Source organism: Paraburkholderia sp. IMGN_8, assembly GCF_038050405.1.
Lineage (GTDB): Bacteria > Pseudomonadota > Gammaproteobacteria > Burkholderiales > Burkholderiaceae > Paraburkholderia.
In genome coordinates, this window is the sequence record NZ_CP150901.1 from 3961331 (window position 1) to 3978933 (window position 17603).

Annotated in this window: 16 protein-coding genes; 5 read left to right on the plus strand and 11 right to left on the minus strand. The window is 63.2% G+C overall.

Annotated elements, in window-relative coordinates; translation table 11 throughout:
* Positions 1-30: 30 nt before the first annotated feature.
* On the minus strand, positions 31-1368 hold the full coding sequence (locus WN982_RS38870; protein WP_341317254.1) for an MFS transporter: 1338 nt from the start codon (positions 1366-1368) through the stop codon (positions 31-33).
* Between the two features lie 175 nt (positions 1369-1543).
* Between WN982_RS38870 and WN982_RS38875 the strand changes: the two genes are divergently transcribed.
* Both WN982_RS38875 and WN982_RS38880 read left to right on the plus strand, forming a co-directional pair.
* Positions 1544-2461, plus strand: a complete 918-nt coding sequence (locus WN982_RS38875) for a LysR substrate-binding domain-containing protein (RefSeq protein ID WP_341317255.1) — start codon at positions 1544-1546, stop codon at positions 2459-2461.
* A 74-nt stretch (positions 2462-2535) separates the two neighbouring features.
* Positions 2536-3690 (plus strand): IS110 family transposase, encoded by a 1155-nt coding sequence (locus tag WN982_RS38880; RefSeq protein ID WP_341317256.1) that lies wholly within the window; start codon positions 2536-2538, stop codon positions 3688-3690.
* Positions 3691-4255: 565 nt separating this feature from the next.
* Here the strand turns inward: WN982_RS38880 and WN982_RS38885 are convergent.
* Positions 4256-5155, minus strand: a complete 900-nt coding sequence (locus tag WN982_RS38885) for an EamA family transporter (RefSeq protein WP_341317257.1) — start codon at positions 5153-5155, stop codon at positions 4256-4258.
* A 187-nt stretch (positions 5156-5342) separates the two neighbouring features.
* Between WN982_RS38885 and WN982_RS38890 the strand changes: the two genes are divergently transcribed.
* Positions 5343-6236 carry an AraC family transcriptional regulator gene (locus WN982_RS38890; RefSeq protein ID WP_341317258.1) on the plus strand — a complete coding sequence of 298 codons (894 nt, stop codon included), beginning with the start codon at positions 5343-5345 and terminating at the stop codon, positions 6234-6236.
* Positions 6237-6750: 514 nt separating this feature from the next.
* Here WN982_RS38890 and WN982_RS38895 read toward each other — a convergent pair.
* The 7 genes from WN982_RS38895 to WN982_RS38925 form a co-directional block, all read right to left on the minus strand.
* Positions 6751-7542: a patatin-like phospholipase family protein gene (locus tag WN982_RS38895; RefSeq protein ID WP_341317259.1), complete on the minus strand. Its 792-nt coding sequence runs from the start codon at positions 7540-7542 to the stop codon at positions 6751-6753.
* A gap of 290 nt (positions 7543-7832) precedes the next feature.
* Positions 7833-8126: a hypothetical protein gene (locus WN982_RS38900; RefSeq protein ID WP_341317260.1), complete on the minus strand. Its 294-nt coding sequence runs from the start codon at positions 8124-8126 to the stop codon at positions 7833-7835.
* A 245-nt stretch (positions 8127-8371) separates the two neighbouring features.
* A complete protein-coding gene (locus WN982_RS38905; RefSeq protein WP_341317261.1) occupies positions 8372-9703 on the minus strand; it encodes an MFS transporter in 1332 nt (443 codons plus the stop codon).
* A gap of 60 nt (positions 9704-9763) precedes the next feature.
* Positions 9764-10708, minus strand: coding sequence for a hydroxymethylglutaryl-CoA lyase (locus WN982_RS38910; protein ID WP_341317262.1), 945 nt, complete (start codon positions 10706-10708; stop codon positions 9764-9766).
* Positions 10705-11898: a CaiB/BaiF CoA-transferase family protein gene (locus tag WN982_RS38915; protein ID WP_341317263.1), complete on the minus strand. Its 1194-nt coding sequence runs from the start codon at positions 11896-11898 to the stop codon at positions 10705-10707. The genes WN982_RS38910 and WN982_RS38915 overlap by 4 nt, the downstream gene beginning before the upstream one ends.
* A 105-nt stretch (positions 11899-12003) precedes the next feature.
* The gene (locus WN982_RS38920; protein ID WP_341317264.1) at positions 12004-12945 is read right to left on the minus strand and encodes a LysR family transcriptional regulator; all 942 of its coding nucleotides are present in this window, start codon (positions 12943-12945) and stop codon (positions 12004-12006) included.
* A gap of 79 nt (positions 12946-13024) precedes the next feature.
* On the minus strand, positions 13025-13663 hold the full coding sequence (locus tag WN982_RS38925; protein ID WP_341317265.1) for an HD domain-containing protein: 639 nt from the start codon (positions 13661-13663) through the stop codon (positions 13025-13027).
* A 237-nt stretch (positions 13664-13900) separates the two neighbouring features.
* Between WN982_RS38925 and WN982_RS38930 the strand changes: the two genes are divergently transcribed.
* Both WN982_RS38930 and WN982_RS38935 read left to right on the plus strand, forming a co-directional pair.
* Positions 13901-14860 carry a GlxA family transcriptional regulator gene (locus WN982_RS38930; protein WP_341317266.1) on the plus strand — a complete coding sequence of 320 codons (960 nt, stop codon included), beginning with the start codon at positions 13901-13903 and terminating at the stop codon, positions 14858-14860.
* 85 nt (positions 14861-14945) lie between these two features.
* Positions 14946-15704 carry an SDR family oxidoreductase gene (locus tag WN982_RS38935; protein ID WP_341317267.1) on the plus strand — a complete coding sequence of 253 codons (759 nt, stop codon included), beginning with the start codon at positions 14946-14948 and terminating at the stop codon, positions 15702-15704.
* A gap of 513 nt (positions 15705-16217) precedes the next feature.
* Here the strand turns inward: WN982_RS38935 and WN982_RS38940 are convergent.
* Together WN982_RS38940 and WN982_RS38945 are read right to left on the minus strand one after the other, a co-directional pair.
* The gene (locus tag WN982_RS38940) at positions 16218-16583 is read right to left on the minus strand and encodes a response regulator (protein ID WP_028196001.1); all 366 of its coding nucleotides are present in this window, start codon (positions 16581-16583) and stop codon (positions 16218-16220) included.
* 21 nt (positions 16584-16604) lie between these two features.
* Positions 16605-17576: a chemotaxis protein CheX gene (locus WN982_RS38945; RefSeq protein ID WP_341317268.1), complete on the minus strand. Its 972-nt coding sequence runs from the start codon at positions 17574-17576 to the stop codon at positions 16605-16607.
* Between the last annotated feature and the right edge of the window lie 27 nt (positions 17577-17603).

The window sequence follows — 17603 nt, forward strand, 5'->3', positions numbered from 1 at the left end:
GCAGATTAATGACAGGTGGGAGCGGGCGCGCTATTCCGGCAACGTCTGATGACGCGTCTCGACGGCAAACGGCAGGATCAGCAGGCCGATCACAAAGGCCGCCGCTGTCCACGCGATCGGCAACCCCAGCGAGCCTTGCCAATGAATCGCGGCAGCCAGCAGGAAATTGACGCCCGCGCCGAGCAGACGGCCCACCGACGCATTGAAGGCAAACGCGGTGGCGCGTATCCGTGTGGGGTATTGCTCGGGCAGCCACAGCGAGAAAATTGCGAAATTGCCGCCGAAGAAGCCGAGGAACAGCAGCGACACCATGAACAGGTTGAGTCCGTTCGGCAGATAGAAGACCCAGCCGAACGCGAACACGATCGACACGGCCATGCCGGCGAAGTACGCGCCTAGCGCCACCCGGCGCCCCAGCCGTTCCGCCAGCCACGGCGCGGCGAGACAACCGAGGATCGTCCCGACCGACAGCACCGCCGCACCGATCGACGCGAGATGCACGGCGCCGACGCGGTCGATGCCGGCGCGCGTCGCCAGCGTCACGACCGCGCTCGCTTCGTAGACCGACCCGGCCCACAAGCCGATGATCGCGACACCCACCAGGCTCGCGCTAGTCAGCGTGCGACGCCGATAAGCCGGCGCAAATATCTCCAGCAGCGGCCGGCGACCGGACACCGCCGGCACGTTGTTCGTATTCGTATGGCCGACGCCGTGCGTGGCCTTGCGCCACTGACCCGGCTCCTTCACCTTGAGCACCGTGAAAATGGCGAGCAACGCAGGCGCGAGGCCGCACAGAAACATCGCGCGCCAGCCGTACGTCGCGCCGACCGTATAGTTCAGCAAGGCAGCCAGGAAGAATCCCACGTAGTAGCCGGTCTGCAGATACCCCGCACCCATCTTGCGGCGATCCTCCGGCCAGCTCTCGGCCACATAGGTGCCGGCCAGCGCCCATTCGCCGCCCACGCCGATGCCCGCGATCAGCCGGAACGCCGCCAGTTCCCAGACGTTGTGCGCGAACGCGGCCGCGCCGGTGAACACCGAGTAGATGAGGATGCTGGCGGCCAGTGTCTTGACCCGCCCAAACCGGTCGGCGAGCGGCCCCCAGATGAACGACAGACCCCAGCCGATCAGAAACAGCGCAAACAGGATCGAGCCGTACATGCCGAGATTGCCCGGCGTCGCGGCAATGCCCGAGACGGGTAACAGCTCGGTCAGCGCCGGAATCAGCACCAGCGCGTAGATCACCGAATCCACGCCGTCCAGAACCCATCCCGAGTACACCGCCCAGAAGCCGCCGATCTGCTCACGGGTGAGAGGCGTGCGCCGGGGCTTGATCCCCGGCGCCGATGCAGCGATCGCTTTGGACATTCTTGTCTCCTGGCCGGCCTGGGCCGGCAGTTTTGAAGCGGCGCCGGACCGGTCAGGACAGGCACGCTTCGGTTTTTTGTGGCTTGAGTATAAGAACGCGCCCGATAAACGAAAAATATGATATTTCTCTAACTCGATCGGATTTCGTTATGGGACGAGGGAGCACGAGACTCGCATGGACCTGCGGCAACTGCGGTATTTCGTCAAAGTGGTGGAGTGCGGCAACGTCACGCGCGCCAGCGAAGCGCTGCACATCGCGCAACCCGCGATCAGCCAGCAGATGCGGAAACTGGAGCAGGATCTGGGAATGCAACTGCTCGAGCGCAGCGTGCACGGCGTGGCGCCCACCGCGGCAGGGCAGACGCTTTACCGGCACGCCGTCGAACTGTTAAGGCAAGCCGACGGTACCCGCGAACTGCTGCGTCAGGACGCCGAGTTTCCGCAGGGCAAAGTGTCGGTCGCCATGCCGTCGAGCACGGCACGCATGATTGCCATTCCGCTTGCGCGCACGATCCGCGACCGTTACCCCGGCATTGCGCTCGAGTTGATCGAAGCGCCGAGCGCGGACCTGGGCAATTTGATCGGGGGCGGACGCGTGGAGCTGGCCGTGGTGGTCGACGCGGTCGAAACGCGTGGTGTGGCTTCGCAACGGCTGCTCACCGAAGCGCTGTACTTGATTGCGTGGCCGGAATATCCGATGCCGGGCGAGCCTGTGCCGCTCGCCGACCTGGCACGCATGCCGCTGATCCTGCCGAGCGCGCCGAATACGATCCGCAGCCGCGTCGACTGGGCGCTGCGCGAAGCCGGCCTGCCGTGTGAGATTCTGTTCGAGGCCAGTTCCACTGCGCTGTTGTTCGCCGCTGTCCTGGCGAAATTGGGCGTGACGATCCTCCCGTGGACCGCCGCGCACGTCGAACTCGATGAGCACAAGCTGAAGCTTGCCAAGGTCGATCATCGGCTGTTCTCGCGCGATCTGTCGCTCTGCTGGCACGATACGGCGTTGCTCAGCAATGCCGTGCAGAAGGTCAAGGCAACCCTACTCGAACTGTTCGACAGCCTCGGCAAGCGGCCGGAGTGGGCAGCGGCAGATTAGATCCTATGAGCAGGAGGCGTCGACGAACTGATACGTAGAATCAGCGTGTCGAGTCTTGTTCAAAGGAGAACATCATGCGCACGGATCAGACGTTCACCACCCATGGTGAAGAAGCAGTACTTACCGTGTCGCTCGAGCTGGCTGCGGCGAAGTGGAAGGTCGCGCTGCACGACGGCCGGCGCGAGACGCCCGCCGTGCACGCGGTCGCGCAGCCACAGGCCGCCGCCCGCGTGCAGGCAGTGCTGGACCTGATCGAACGGCACAAAGAGAAGTGGTTGCTGCCCGCGGGCGTGCGGGTCGTCGTGAGCTACGAGGCCGGTCAGGACGCCTTCTGGATCTGTCGTGCGCTGCAGGCGCGCGGCATCGAGTGCCATGTCGTCGATCCGGCGAGCATTCCGGTCGAACGCCACAAGCGACGCGCCAAGACCGACCGGCTCGATGTCATCAAGCTGGTGATTAACCTGCGTGCATGGCTGCGCGGCGAGCGCGACCGCATGCACGTGGTGCATGTGCCATCGCCGCAGGATGAAGCGTCCCGCCAGCTGATGCGCGATCGTGGGCAACTGCAAAAGGAAGTGCGGCAGCACCACGACCGGACGCGCAAACTGCTGGCCACGCTGGGCTGCTGGGACGACGTCAACTGCAAGGCCTTCGCTGGCCGGCTCGCGCGTAACGAGGTGAAATGCCACGACGGTGCGCCGCTGCCACCCGAGCTGCGTGAGCGGCTGCTGCGCGAGTGCGAACGGCTGGCGCTCGCCGAGCAGCAACTCGTGGCGCTGGAGAAGACGCGGCAGGCAAACGTGCCGGCACCCGCGCGCAAGCGAAGCCACGACCTGACGCGTCTGAAGGGGATTGGCGAAGTCGGTGCGTCGCGCCTCGCGCTCGAGCTGTTCTGGCGGGAGTTCAGCAACCGGCGCCAGGTGGGTGCGTGCGTCGGGCTGGTGCCGCAGCCGTACGACAGCGGCGAGAGCCAGGTCGATCAGGGCATCAGCAAACAGGGCGACCGGCGGGTGCGCGCATTACTGGTCGAGATGGCGTGGACCTGGCTGCGCTACCAGCCCGGCAGCGCGTTGACGCAGTGGTTCAACCGGCGCACGCAGGGCACGGGGCCGAACCGCCGGGCGCGACGGATCGCGATCGTCGCGGTCGCACGTCGCCTCGCGATTGCGCTGTGGCGCTATCTGAAGGACGGCACCATTCCGGAAGGGGCACAGATGAAGGCGGCCTGAGGCGAAAGGATGGCGAGCACCCAAAGAGTGAGCCCGATATATACAACGTCTGAAGTGAACATGCCCGTTCGCCACCCGGGTTGCTAGCGCAACCGATCTGTTAGATGGGGCATGTTTCGGACACTAGTCCCACGACGCAATGCGCATGCAGGATAAGGCTGGCGAGTCGCCAGCGGATAGAAGGTGGTCGGACGTCACGTCTGACGCGCGCAATGATCGGCTTCAGACCAGTAGGAGCGACGTACATCGGATCACAGCAAATATTGATGCACAATGCGCCTGTATGCCCGGCGAGCGTGCGCTCGCCAGGCGTACGTCAGCATATCGATCCCTTCCTGGGTCAAGGGTCCGCTGGCGCCAGGCTTCGCCTGCCCTTGACCCTGATTACGGGCACTGAGCAGAAGGCGCTGATCGATGCTTTGTGAGTCAGTCCGTCGAGAGGCCTTGACAACTTACTGCTCATAGAAGGGTGGCGCACGGCCTGTCTGGATGGAGCGCTCCCGAAACGCGGGCGCGGCGGCCGCGCATGACGATCTAGCCACCGCTCCTGAGCGGCAGATGCCGCTCAGGAAACCCTCACCCGCCGCACAAAGATGCGCCGCGTCAAATCGAACGCCACCAGATTGCCGGCCACCACAAGCACGAGGCCGACCACCGCCAACGCGGACCATCGATAGCCTTCGAACACCGTTGACGCCGCTAGCGCCACAATCGGAAACAGTACGGTGCAGTAAGCGGCCCGTTCCGGCCCGATCCGCCCGACTAGCATCAGGTAAGCCGTAAAGCCGATCACCGAGCCGAATACAGCCAGATAAGCGAGCGCGCCGAGATAACGCGTGGACGGCTCGATGGCGAAGGAAAAGCCGGCCAGCGCGCTCCCTGCCGTCAATACACTGGCGCCGATCAGCATCGCCCAGCTATTCGTGGCGAACGGATGCAAGCCCATCGATTGCATCCGGCTCGACAGCAGATTGCCGGTCGAGAAGCACAATGTTCCAAGAAACGCGATCGCGAGGCCCAACCACACAGCGTGGTCGCCCAGGTGTCCCGCCATCTGCTGGACGAACAGGCACACGATGCCGACGAGGCCCAGCAACGCACCGGCAATCGCCGTCGGCTGCAATGGGCGGCCCATGAAAAGGCGGCCGTTGATCGAGTTCAGGAGCGGCGCAGTCGAAAAGACCACCGCCACGAGTCCGCTCGGCACGACCTGTTCGGCGTAGTAAAAGCACAGGAAGTTGGCGCAAAACAGCGCCAGCCCCTGCGCAACCAGGAAGCGCCATGCGGCGCGTGGCGGCCAGATCGGTCTGCGCATCAGGCGCAGCAGCGCGAATAGCACCAGCGCCGCTATCCAGAAACGCCACGCGATCGATACCGGTGGCGGCACGACCCCCAGTTGCCATTTGATAGCGATCCAGGTGGTGCCCCAGATCAGAACGGTGACGGCATAGAGCAACACATTCATGGCAAACCCGGCAGCAGTGAAATCAGAGACTCGACTATGCTGCGGCGCGGGCGGTGGCACTTGTCCAGGATTGCGCATTTTTTCGTAGCGGCAAGCCGCCGCTAAAGGCTCGCCGTATACTGGCGCTTACTCATTGACCCGACCGCATTCCGCTCGCCCCGTGAACGCCACACCGCCCGCTCCCGTGATGGATTCCACCGACACGCCGTTTGGCCTGCAGTCGGTATGTCACACGCTGCGCGACGCCAACGCGAATCTGGAACGGTTTGCGTGGCTCGGCGATCAATTGGCAATCGCGCTCTGGACACGCGATACCGAAGAAGCTGAAACGGTTTACGACCAGCCCGGTCATCACACGCTGTCGTGTTATCTGGACGGCGGTTATCGCACAGAACGGCAGAAATTGCCCGGCCGCTATGGCGCGCCCGCGCGGCTTTGCGCACTGCCCGGCGATCACGAATCGCGCTGGTGGGTGCGCGGTCACATGCACTTCATGCACCTGTACTTTCTGCCCGAGCATTTCACGCAGCGCGCCGTGCGGGAACTGGATCGCGAACCTCGAGAACTGACGCTCGCCGATCGCACCTATTTCGAAGACGCTCGTATCGCCACGCTGTGTCAATCGCTTGTCAACGAAAGCTGGCAGGACCCCGATAGTCTGCTGCGCGCCAACGAAACCGCGCACCAGGTGTTGAGCTTGCTGCTGCGCGCGCAAGGCGTGCGCCGGACCGATGCGTCGCTCAAGGGAGGGTTGTCGGTCGCTACGCGGCGGCGCTTGCGCGACTATATCGAGAGTCACTTGACGCAATCGCTCACGCTCGGTGAGCTGGCTAGCGTGGCAGCGCTGTCGGAATTTCACCTCGTGCGCATGTTCCGCACATCGTTCGGACTACCGCCCGCTGCGTGGATCGCGCAACAGCGGCTTGAGCGCGCACGCACGCTGCTGCGCACCACGTCGCTGCCGCTGGCGCAAGTCGCCGAGCGTTGCGGGTATGCGAACGCCAGCCACTTCAGCCACCGGTTTCGCGAGAGCATCGGCGTGGCGCCGACTGCATATCGGCAGGCGGTTCGCGCCGAATAGCAGCTTTCACCGCCGCGCCCTTACTCAAGCGCCATCGCCAACACCCGCGCCACGTGAATCGCTTCAACGCCCGCGCCGTCGTGAATCTGGTGCCGGCAACTGGTCCCGTCGGCGACCATCACCGTATTGCCGTCGATCTTGCGCAGTTTGATGAAGTACCGCTACGGCGCGCGCAGCGCCGCCGGAAGAATGACTGCCTTGTCACCAGCGCGGAGTGTGCGGGAACACCGATTCCAGATGCTCCGCTGCCTCCTCCAAGCCATGGGACCCGCTTAAGAATTAGCGGTGTGAAGCCGCTTTCTTTGCTTACTTTCTTTGCGGCGGCGCCCCGAAGGAAGTCCACTTGGTGGGCAAAGAAAGTAAGTGCCTGCCCCGCACAGGGGCGACGCTAATAGACCACGAAGAAAGCAAGGAAAGGCCAACACCACAGGCACACAGACATAAAGCGCCGCGCAGGCAAAAAGATCAAAAGCAAAGACCACCACCGAAGCCCCCCGCTGCGGCAACGCAAGCGCTAATGTGCATGCTCAAGCAGTTCGCCCGGAATAAACGCCCTCTCAAGCCCCCCTTCGCTCAACCACTTTCGCGTTTTCTCGGCCGCCCGGTCGATCAGCCGATCGCATTGGGTGTAGTCGTAAGGCGAAACTTCCAGCGGGCACAGCGGCGGGACGACGAAGATCTCCACGCGGGTCGAATAGAACTCGAGGTCGCGCACGAGTTGCCGTGCGATGACGAGCGTCAACGCATGCATCGCCTGGGCAATCGCGCTGGAAGGCACCGCCCGCAGCGCACAAGCAAAGCCGGCCGGGAGCACAACCACGCGCGTCGCGCCGAGCCCGACCGCCACTGAGATGGGTGTGTTGTTGGCCACACCGCCGTCGACCAGATCGCGACCGCCGATCCGCACGGGCGGGAACACGCCAGGAATCGCTGCGCTCGCCAGAACGGCGTCCACCACCGGTCCGGAAGACAAAACAACCTCGTTGCCGGTCAGCATGTCAGTGGCCACGATGTGCAGCGGTATCGCTGCCTGCTCCACGCGCGTGTACGGTAAGTTTTTTTCCAGCAGCACACGCAGCGCAGTAGCCTCGAAGAGGTGCGGCCGACGCCGCAGCACCATGTCGAGAAACCCGCGCATCGTCAGCGGCATGATGTCCCGCCGATGGATGCGGCGCCAAAGCGCTTCAAGCATTGCGACACCGTTGCCATCGGGGCGGCCGGCGAAATAGGCAGCGTTGATTGCACCGGCGGATGCACCGACCACAAAGCCCGGCCGTTCGCCCCGGTCGAGCAGTTCGCGCAACATGCCGACCTCGATCGCGCCCAGGCTGCCGCCGCCAGCGAACACAAACGCGGTCGACCCGGTGCGGGTCGAGGCAGCCGATAAATCGGATAACGCGCAATGATGGAAGGACATGTGGATCGCTCCTGCCGGACAACGCGGAATTCGTGCGCCGATACTGCTTAATGCAGCGTCGCACGAAACGGCGCCCGGCTCAATGCGGACCATTCCTGATGACTCCCGGCAGCTCAAACGACAGCGGGCTGACGAAGCTGCGCCCGTCCAGGCGCAGCCTCAGTCAGCCATCGGCGAGATCAGTGCCCCTTGAACAGATCAAGCAACTGGTTCTGGATCGCCATCATCTCGTGCGCATGCTTCATCTCCATCTGCGCCATCGTGTCCTGATACTCCATTTCCATCTGCATCATCTTCTGTTGAATGCCAATGGCCTGCGTGCGTTGTTCGGGCGTAAGCTTGTCCATCATCATGCTGTAGTTCGGCGGCATGACGTAGGTGCCGGCGCGCCCGATTCCTTGTGCCTGCACCGAACCTGCCGCGAGCGCCAGCGGCAGCAGTCCGCACAGAATGATGGTTCGAATCGATTTCATGTCATCTCCAGTCTTACGTGAGTAGCCGACCATCGAGGCGGGCGGCATAAGCGACGTCAAGCACCCAGAACGGCTGGCTTCGGTGGGATCCGTCGCGCACGCCTGCTCCGGGAACACAACACCCGGACCGGCTCTTAAGATCACCAGCCGGGGGTTTCATGGGCTTAGTCGCGAACGCTGACTGGAAATGACAGAGGGAAGGAAAATAGTCTCGACGGCTTTTTTTGCTCACCTGAAGACGCGCATCATTGCGACGCATCCTTCTGACGCAACGATTCCGGCAGACCGTACAGCACGATCAGCGCACAGACGAGGCTCGTTGCACCGATCACATACAGCGCCGGCGTGGTGCTGCCCGTCAGGTCGCGCACGCGGCCGACCATCACCGGACTCACAATGCCGCCAATCTGCCCGAGCGTATTGATCAGCGCGATCCCGCCTGCGGCGCCAGCGCCGGTCACGAGTTTCGGCGGCAGCGCCCAGAACGCCGGAATGGAAGCGACGACGCCCGCGCCCATCACGGCCAGCGCAACGACCAGCAACGCGGTTTGCTTATCGAAGAAGCCTGCGGCAAAGAAGCCGACCGCCGCCATCACGAGCAGACCGCAGACGAACCTGCGCCTTTCGCCCGTGGCATCCGACATCCGGCCGACAACCACCATGCAGATCGCACCGGCGATATAAGGCACTGCCGTGAGCAAACCGACCACCGTCGGATTGTTGGTGCCGGCGACGCGGATCAGATGCGGCGCCCAGAAGTTAAGTCCATACGACGCGACCTGAATCAGGAAGTAGACGAGCCCAAGCGTCAGGAAGCCAGGTGTTCTAATTGCGCCCATCAACGAATGTCCACTGCTGGGGTGCCGGCTCTGTTGCGCGATCTGGCTCGACAGATACGATTTCTCCGCCGCCGACAACCATCCTGCATCCTCGATGCGATCTTTCAACAGCTTCAGCACGAGAATGCCAAGCGCCACGCAAGGCAAACCGCCGAGCAGAAACAACCAGTGCCATCCCGGCATGCCGAGCACACCGTTCATATGCCCGATCACCAGACCCGCAACCGGCGCACCGACCAAACCCGAAAACGCGGATGCGAGAAACAGCATCGACGTGATGCGCCCGCGATAGCTCGGCGGAAACCACAGCGTCAGGTAATACAGCACGCCCGGCGCAAAGCCCGCTTCCATCGCGCCGATCAGAAATCGCAGCCCGTAGAACTGCCATTCGGTATGGACGAACACCATCGCCGCCGTCGCCAGCCCCCAGGAAATCATGATCCGGGCAATCCAGCGACGCGCACCGACCTTGTACAGAAACAGATTGCTCGGTACTTCGAACAACACGTAGCCGATCACGAACAGACTCGCGCCAAGGCCGTACGCGGTATCGGACAACCCAAGGTCGCTCTGTAACTGAAACTTGGCGAAGCTGATATTGATGCGGTCGAAGAACGCGAACAGATAACAGATCATGATCAGCGGCATCAGCCGCCATGCAACTTTGCGGATGATTGTCGCGGCGTCGTGCCCGCTGTGCTGACGGCTGCCGGTTGCGACTGCGCCGAGGTCACTCATAGTCGTCTCCAATGCCGGATTCGGCAGCGCCGTCCGGTCGTATAGTCGGTTAAGGGAAGATCAGATTTGCAGGACGTATTCCGGCACGGGATGCAGATCGCAATTGCGGCCCGCTTTCGCCAGTTGCCCAGGCACCTCGTGACCGAGCAAAGCAGGCAAACCGCGCGATAGCGCAATCAGCTTTTCCAGGTCGATCGCGGTCGGAATGCCGATTTCGTCGCACATATTCACGAGGTCCTCCGTGCAGATGTTGCCGGACGCGCCCGGCGCGAACGGACAGCCGCCGAGGCCGCCCAACGCCGCGTCGAAGCGGCGCGCGCCGGCCTCATACGCGGCCAGCACGTTGGCGAGGCCAAGACCGCGCGTGTCGTGAAAGTGCAGCGTCAGCGCCGCAGCGGGCAGACGTTCGAGCACGCGCGTGACAAGCCGCGCGACCTGGCGCGGATTCGCCATACCGGTCGTATCGGCCAGCGTGACGCCCTGGATGCCCATCTCGCGATAAGTTTCGACGATGCCGATCACGCGGTCTTCGTCGATCTTGCCTTCGAACGGACAACCGAACGCGGTCGCCACGGTCGCGTTCAGCGTGGCCTGCGACGAACCCTTGACGAGCCGCACAATGTCGCCGAATGCCATCAGCGACGCCTCGCAACTCATCCGCATGTTGGCGCGGTTGTGCGTCTGACTCGCCGACATCACCAGATTCAGTTCATCGGCGCGCGATGCCAGCGCGCGTTCGGCGCCCTTCAGGTTCGGCACCAGCGCGACGTAGATCACGTCCGGACGCCGCTCGATCTGCTGGAATACGGCCTCGCCGTCACGCAGTGCCGGAATCGCTTTCGGCGACACGAACGAACCCGCCTCGATGCGCGTGAACCCCGCTGTCGAAAGCGCGTTGATCAACGCGATCTTGTCTGCGGTTTCGACCCATGTCGGTTCGATCTGCAAGCCGTCGCGCGGCGCTACTTCCTGCACGATCAGCTTGTCGAAGCTGGAAGCGTTCATTGCACTGCTCCTTCGCGGCGCAGCCGCTCGATATCGCCGCCGCCGAAGCCAAGTTCGCTCAGCACGCTTTCGGTATGCTCGCCCAGCGCCGGCCCTTGCCAGCGCACTTCGCCCGGCGTGTCCGACAGCTTGGGCACGATGCCCGGCATCTTCACCGAGGCACCACCGGGCAGGTCCGCTCGCAGCAACATGCCGCGCGCCTGGTAGTGCGGATCGGCAACGATGTCGGCGACGGAATAGATGCGCCCCGCAGGCACTTCGGCGCGTTCGAGCGCGGCCAGCACGTCCTCGGTGGAATGGTGCGAAGTCCACGCAGTGATCGCCTGATCGAGCCGCGCGCATTGCTTCGCGCGGCCGTCGTTGCGGGCGAGAGTTGGATCGTCGGCGAGATCGGCGCGGCCGATCACATGCATCAGGCGTTTGAAGATCGGATCGCTGTTACCGGCGATCACGACGTAGCCATCGTCTTCGGTCGGATAGGTGTTCGATGGGGCGATGCCCGGCAACGCGCCGCCGCTGCGCTCACGCACGTGACCGAGCAAGTCGTATTCGGGCACGAGGCTTTCCATCAGATTGAACACGCTCTCGACCAGCGAGACATCGACGACCTGGCCCTCGCCCTGTCCCGTCTTCACGCGCAGCAGCGACATCAGTGCGCCAATCACGCCGTGCAGCGAAGCGAGCGAATCGCCGAGACTCACGCCGACGCGCGCCGGCGCGCCGTCCACTTCACCGGTCGTATAGCGGATGCCGCCCATCGCTTCGCCGATCGCGCCGAAGCCCGGCCGGTCGCGATACGGACCGGACTGGCCGTAGCCGGAGATGCGGACCATCGTCAGTTTGGGGTTGATCGCGTGCAGCACGTCCCAGCCGAGACCGAGCTTTTCGAGCGCACCAGGACGGAGATTTTCGATCACGACGTCGGCGTCGGCGGCAAGACGTTTGACGATATCGATACCGTCAGCCGACTTCAGATTCACGCAGATGGATTTCTTGTTGCGCGACTGCAGATACCACCAGAGCGAGGTGCCCTCATGCAGCTTGCGCCATTTGCGCAGGGGATCGCCCGTCTCCGGGGCTTCGATCTTGATGACCTCGGCGCCGAACTCGGCCATGAGGCGCGCGGCGAACGGCGCGGCGATGAGGGTTCCGATCTCGACTACGCGGATACCCTGAAGGGGTCCACCCATAATGCCGTCTCCGAAGCTGGTTTCGTGTTGAGAGACAGCTTAGAAGCGAGGCCGCAGTAGCGTCCAACCGCAATTCGCCAACGACCGTTCGCGAACGGCGAACGCTTAGCGATTGGACGCAGCCGGCAAGGTTTCCGACGCCTCGATCGAGCGCAGGTGGTCGAACAGCAGCCGGCTCACCGGCGACAGCGCCTCAACATCGCGCACCACCAGCAGCAGTTTGCGTTCGGACCAGTCGTCTTCCAGCGGCACGCCGATCAGGCCAAGCGGCCGGCCCATGATCTGATAGACCTTCAGTGGCAAAACGCCTACGCCCATGCCGGCCTGCACCATCCGGCACACTGCGTCGAAGCCCGGCACGTGGATGCGCAAACGCAATGGTTTGCCCGCCTGGCGCGCGGCCATATGCGTGCGGGCGTTGATCGAGCTGGCCGCGTGCAGGCCGACGTGATCGCCGTCCAGCGTTTCAGCGAAGGCGATACTGCTGCGGCCGGCCAACGGATGATCGTCGCGCATCACGAGCACCAGCGAGTCGTGCCGATAGTGCGCGACGTGCAGATCGCGCGTGTCGGCGTCGCCGGAACAGATGCCGAGGTCGGCGAGGCTATCGTCGACGGCTTCGACCACGCCGCCGCTCGGCCGCTCTTCGAGATCGAGTTTGACGCGCTCGTGCTGCAACTGGAACGCGCGTAAATCCTCCGGCAGGAATTCGACGATCGCCGAGAGGTTGGCCATCATGCGCACGTAGCCGCGCACGCCGCTCGCGTGCCCAGCCAGTTCGATGCCGATATTTTCGATGTCGCGCATCACGCGGCGCGCATGATGCAGCAGCGTTTCGCCGGCCGGCGTCAGCGTCATGCCGCGCGCGTTGCGCTGGAACAATGTGGCGCCGACCGCCTGTTCGAGTTCGAGCAGACGTTTGCTCGCGGCGGACACGGCAATCGCCTCGCGCTCGGCGGCACGCGTGAGCGTGCCTTCTTCGTAGACGGCGAGAAAGAGTTGAAGCGTAGTGAGGTCGAGCCTTCGTAGAAGGTTTTTGATTACCATGGCGGGGCGCCGCGTCGTTGAGCAATGCGTCTATTCTGACGCTAGACACGGAAAATAGGTGCCGCCCCCAGCTAAACCCCTAATCCCTCCACGCCGAGCCAAGAATCATCGTGCAGAAATTCTCGCGATGATAATGCGGGTCTTTGAGCGCCAGCACGTCCGCCTTCACGTTGCCGAAAGTCGTCTCCGGTTTGTGAATCGTGCCATGTGCAAACGCGTCGATGATGCCTTCCTTGAAATGCGCGCCGCGTGGATGCGCATGGATCACCTCATGCCGCTGTTGCTCAGTGAACTCGTCGTAGGCGAGGCCGAGCACGTCCATCTCGACGCCCGCCGTGACCAGCGCGACCACCGGCTTCATATATTGCGGAATGCCCGGCGTAGTGTGCAGCGCAATCGAATTCCACACCTGCTCGATATCGTCCTCGCCGATGCCGTGGCGCCGCAGGAAATCACGCGCCGCGTTCGCGCCGTCCACCTCGAAGCGATCGTGTTCGCTGCTATACGGCGCGACGAGTCCCATGTCATGGAACATCGCGCCGATGTACAGCAGCTCCGCATCGTACTTGAGCTGTTTGCGCGTGCCGGCTAGCGAACCGAACAGGAACACGCGCCGCGAATGATGGTAGAGCAACTCGGTTTCGGTATCGCGCACGAGCTGTGTGGCTTCGCGCGCCATCATGCTGTCGGGAATCTGGATGCCTGCGATCGTGGTCATGTGATGTGCTCCGTGAATGACGCGGTCAAGAAAGCGCGCGGTCCTGGTGAGTTGAAAGCGCGTTTGGTATGCTGGTTCGTGACGCTTTTCCTGCTGCTCAAACCATGCGCCGATGAAAATCAGTATTGGCTAACGCGTTATCACGGGCAATCGCGGCGGGCCGCCAAACACTGCCAAACGCACTGCGTCTACTGCCGCGGCCTGCGGATCCAGTTCATCGTTAAAGGAAGTCATTCGATGCCTACCGTCGCGATCGCGATCTTTCCGGGCGTTCAGGCTCTCGACGTCGCCGGTCCCGTCGATGTCTTCTCCGAAGCCAATCGGTTCGTCGCACCGCAAGATCGCTATGAGGTGACACTGCTGAGCGCGGAGCCGGAACCGCTGCGCGCATCCAACGGCATGACGCTCACTGCCGACGCCACTTTCGAACAGGCGCGCCGCCCCTTCAATCTCGCATTGGTCGCCGGCGGCCCCGCGTTGCCGGACACCGCGCCCGATGCGCGGCTGCTGGAATGGCTAATGAACGTCGCCATGCAGTGCGACCGTTACGGCTCGATCTGCACCGGTGCTTTCGCGCTCGGCCATGCCGGACTGCTCGACGCACGCAACGTCACGACGCACTGGCAGCATGCGGCTCAACTGGCGGCGCAATTTCCACACGCGCACGTCGACTTCGATCGCATCTATCTGCGCGACCGGCAACTGGTGACGTCGGCCGGCGTCACGGCGGGTATCGATCTCTCGCTTGCGCTGGTGGCGGAGGACCACGGGCCGCACACGGCGCTGGCTGTCGCCAAGCGGCTGGTGGTGTTCGCGCAGCGGCAAGGCGGCCAGTCGCAGTTCAGCCCATACCTGACTGCGCCGGCCGATGAAACCTCGCCGGTCGCCAGGGTGCAGGCGCATGTGATGGAGCGGATTCGCGAGAGTTTCACGGTGAAGCAGCTGGCCGACGTCGCGGGCATGAGCGCGCGAAACTTCGCGCGTGTGTTCGTGCAGGAGACCAACGTCACGCCGCACGAGTTCGTCGAGCGCGCTCGCGTGGATGCGGCGCGCAAGTTGCTCGAAAGCAGCGGCGCGGCGCTCAAGGCCATTGCTTACGACTGCGGTTTCGGCACCGCGGACCGGATGCGCATTGTCTTCGCCAGACGAATCGGTGTGACGCCGATGCAGTATCGGGAGCGCTTTCGCTCCGCCTGAAGGAAACCCGATAGGCAGCGTCGCTGCAAGCATGCAATGCTGCATGAGAAAATGGTGGCTTCCCCAAGCCACCCATCACAACGACATGCCCCCCTCTTCTCCGATCCGCGCGATCGTCACCGGCCATACTCGCGGCCTCGGCGCTGCGCTCGCAGAACAACTGCTCGCGCGCAACGTCGCGGTGCTGGGCCTGTCCCGCTCGCGTCACGCCACGCTTGCACAGCGCTTCCCGGCTTTGCTCGAAGAGATCGAACTGGAACTGGCCGACCCCGCGCGCGTCGCGCAATGGCTGGCAGGCGACGCACTGCGCGGCTTTGTCAGCGGCGCGCAAAGCGTGCTGCTCATCAACAACGCGGGCATGGTGCAGCCGATCGGTCCGATCGAGGGGCAGGACGCCGCGGCCATCGCGAGCACGGTAAGCCTGAATGTCGCGACGCCGCTGATGCTGGCGAGCGCCGTCGCAGCGGTCAGCGTCGACGCTAACGATCGGCGCATCGTGCATATTTCGAGCGGCGCGGCGCGCAATGCGTACCCTGGCTGGAGCATCTACTGCTCGACCAAAGCCGCGCTCGACCATCACGCGCGCGCCGTCGCGCTCGATGCGAATCGCGCGCTGCGTATTTGCAGCCTCGCACCAGGCGTCATCGATACGAATATGCAGGCACAGATTCGCGACAGCGGCTCCGAGCAATTTCCGATGCGCGAAAAATTCGAAGACCTCAAGCGCAACGGCCAGCTTTCGACGCCTGAACACTGCGCGACCCAGTTGCTCGACTACGCCTTCAGCGATGTGTTCGGGCAAACACCCGTGGCCGACATTCGCGAGATAGCGAAGCAAGCCTGAGGCGCGGTTTCTCTGCTCCCGAAAAATCTCACCTTTGGCACGAAGCGGCCGGGGAAAGGCACGAGATGCGCATCGGCCAGCCCCCGAAAAAGCTCACCTCAGGCGCTTGCGTACGGCCTGCAAAGGCATGCTGGGCGGGGCACCAGTGGTTCCGGACCGGCCACTCCCGCAAACCCTCACCTTTGAGTGTGTTTCAGGTAATTTGCATACCCAGGTAAGAAGCGGTGCGCCGGGCAGACTTTCATCAGCCGGGTGAACGCGGATCGATCTTGCCGCTCACCGAATTCGGTCCAAAACCCGCTACGGCTCGTGACCATGTGCGCGGCTCCCGAATATTCTCACCTTTGCTCCGGTGATCGCATCTGGGAGCCGCCTGCAGCCACCCGCGGCCTCCACAATCACAACGTGTGAAGGATGCCCACGATCACCATTGCCTGACTTTTTGCGCGCGGCTCCCGAAAGTTCTCACCTTTGACCGGAACCGCGGCGCTCGTGCTGCCGCGCGCGTACTGCTCAGCTCGCCAGCTTGCGGAACGTTTCCAGCACCGCGTCGCCCTTGAACGGCTTGACGATCCAGCCTTTCACGCCGGCCGCCTTGCCGCGCTCCTTCATCGCCGGGCTGCTTTCGGTGGTCAGCATGATGACGTTGACCGTCGTGTTCGCGAGTTCGCCGCGAATCTTTTCGACCATCGTCAGACCGTCCATGTTCGGCATGTTGACGTCGCTGATCACCAGTTTGATGCCGGGGCTGGCCTTCAGCTTGGCGAGACCGTCTTTACCGTCCACGGCGGTGTCGACATCCAGACCGTTCTTCTTCAGAAAGCCGGCCACTTCATCGCGCACCGTGCTCGAGTCGTCCACCACGAGAATCTTCGACATGATTTTTTCCTATGACAACAATCAGAACAGCTCGAGTTCGCCCGCATCGACCATCGCGCCGACGTCTTCCTCGACTTCCTTGAAATCCTCGGGCGACCACCTCAGGCTGAACACAAAACGTTGATGCAGCTTGACCGACCGGCCCGACTGCGGGTCCGTCAGCCGATACATGAAACACAGCTGCGGATTGCCGCTGCCGAACGAGATGTACTTGTGCTTGTGATTCACCAGCAGCGGCACCTGCACCTGGCTGCGCAGCCACGCGTCCGCATCGCCGACATAGCGGTTCCGGAAGGAACCCCAGATCAGATTGGTCACTTCACCCAGCACGCCATTCAGATCGCGAAAGTCGGCCTCGCCGTCATGCGCGCCATGGGCCATCTGGAAACGATCCAGCAATTCGAGAATCGGCGCCTCCTCGACCTGCATCATCATGTAGCCGCGGCACCACGCGCTCTCCAGCGGAATCAGGCTGAACACCTCGCCGAAGATGATCCGGTCGCGCACGATGTAGGGCGTCTCGCAGGCGATGACCAGATCCTTGAAGACGTCGCCGAGGATCGCCTGCGTCATCTCCGCAATGCCGCGCACCAGCGCGTTCGGGTAATCCAGGCTGAAGATGTATTCGTCGATTACCTTGCGCAGCGGCGCCATGTCGTGCCCGACGTAGGCAGCGCAGACCACCCTCCGCAGACTTTCCGGCAGACCGTCCAAAGTCGGATCGGATTCGCGGCGCATGATGATCGGCAGTTCGGGCCGCACGGCATTGATCCTGATCGCGATCTCGGCGCTCGCCTCGGCCGAACCGCCGTATCCTTCGCCAAACAGAATCGCGCCCAGATCGATATTCGAGCGCAATACCGAAGGCAGACGACTCTTGCTGACCTTCACGCCGACCAGATTGTTCTCGTCGCAGAAGCGCTTCAGCGCGTCTTTATGCGCCGGGCAGTCATCCAGCACCAGTACCTTGCTGACCGGCTTGTTCACGTTCATTTCGGGTTCCTGCTCATTGCCGATATC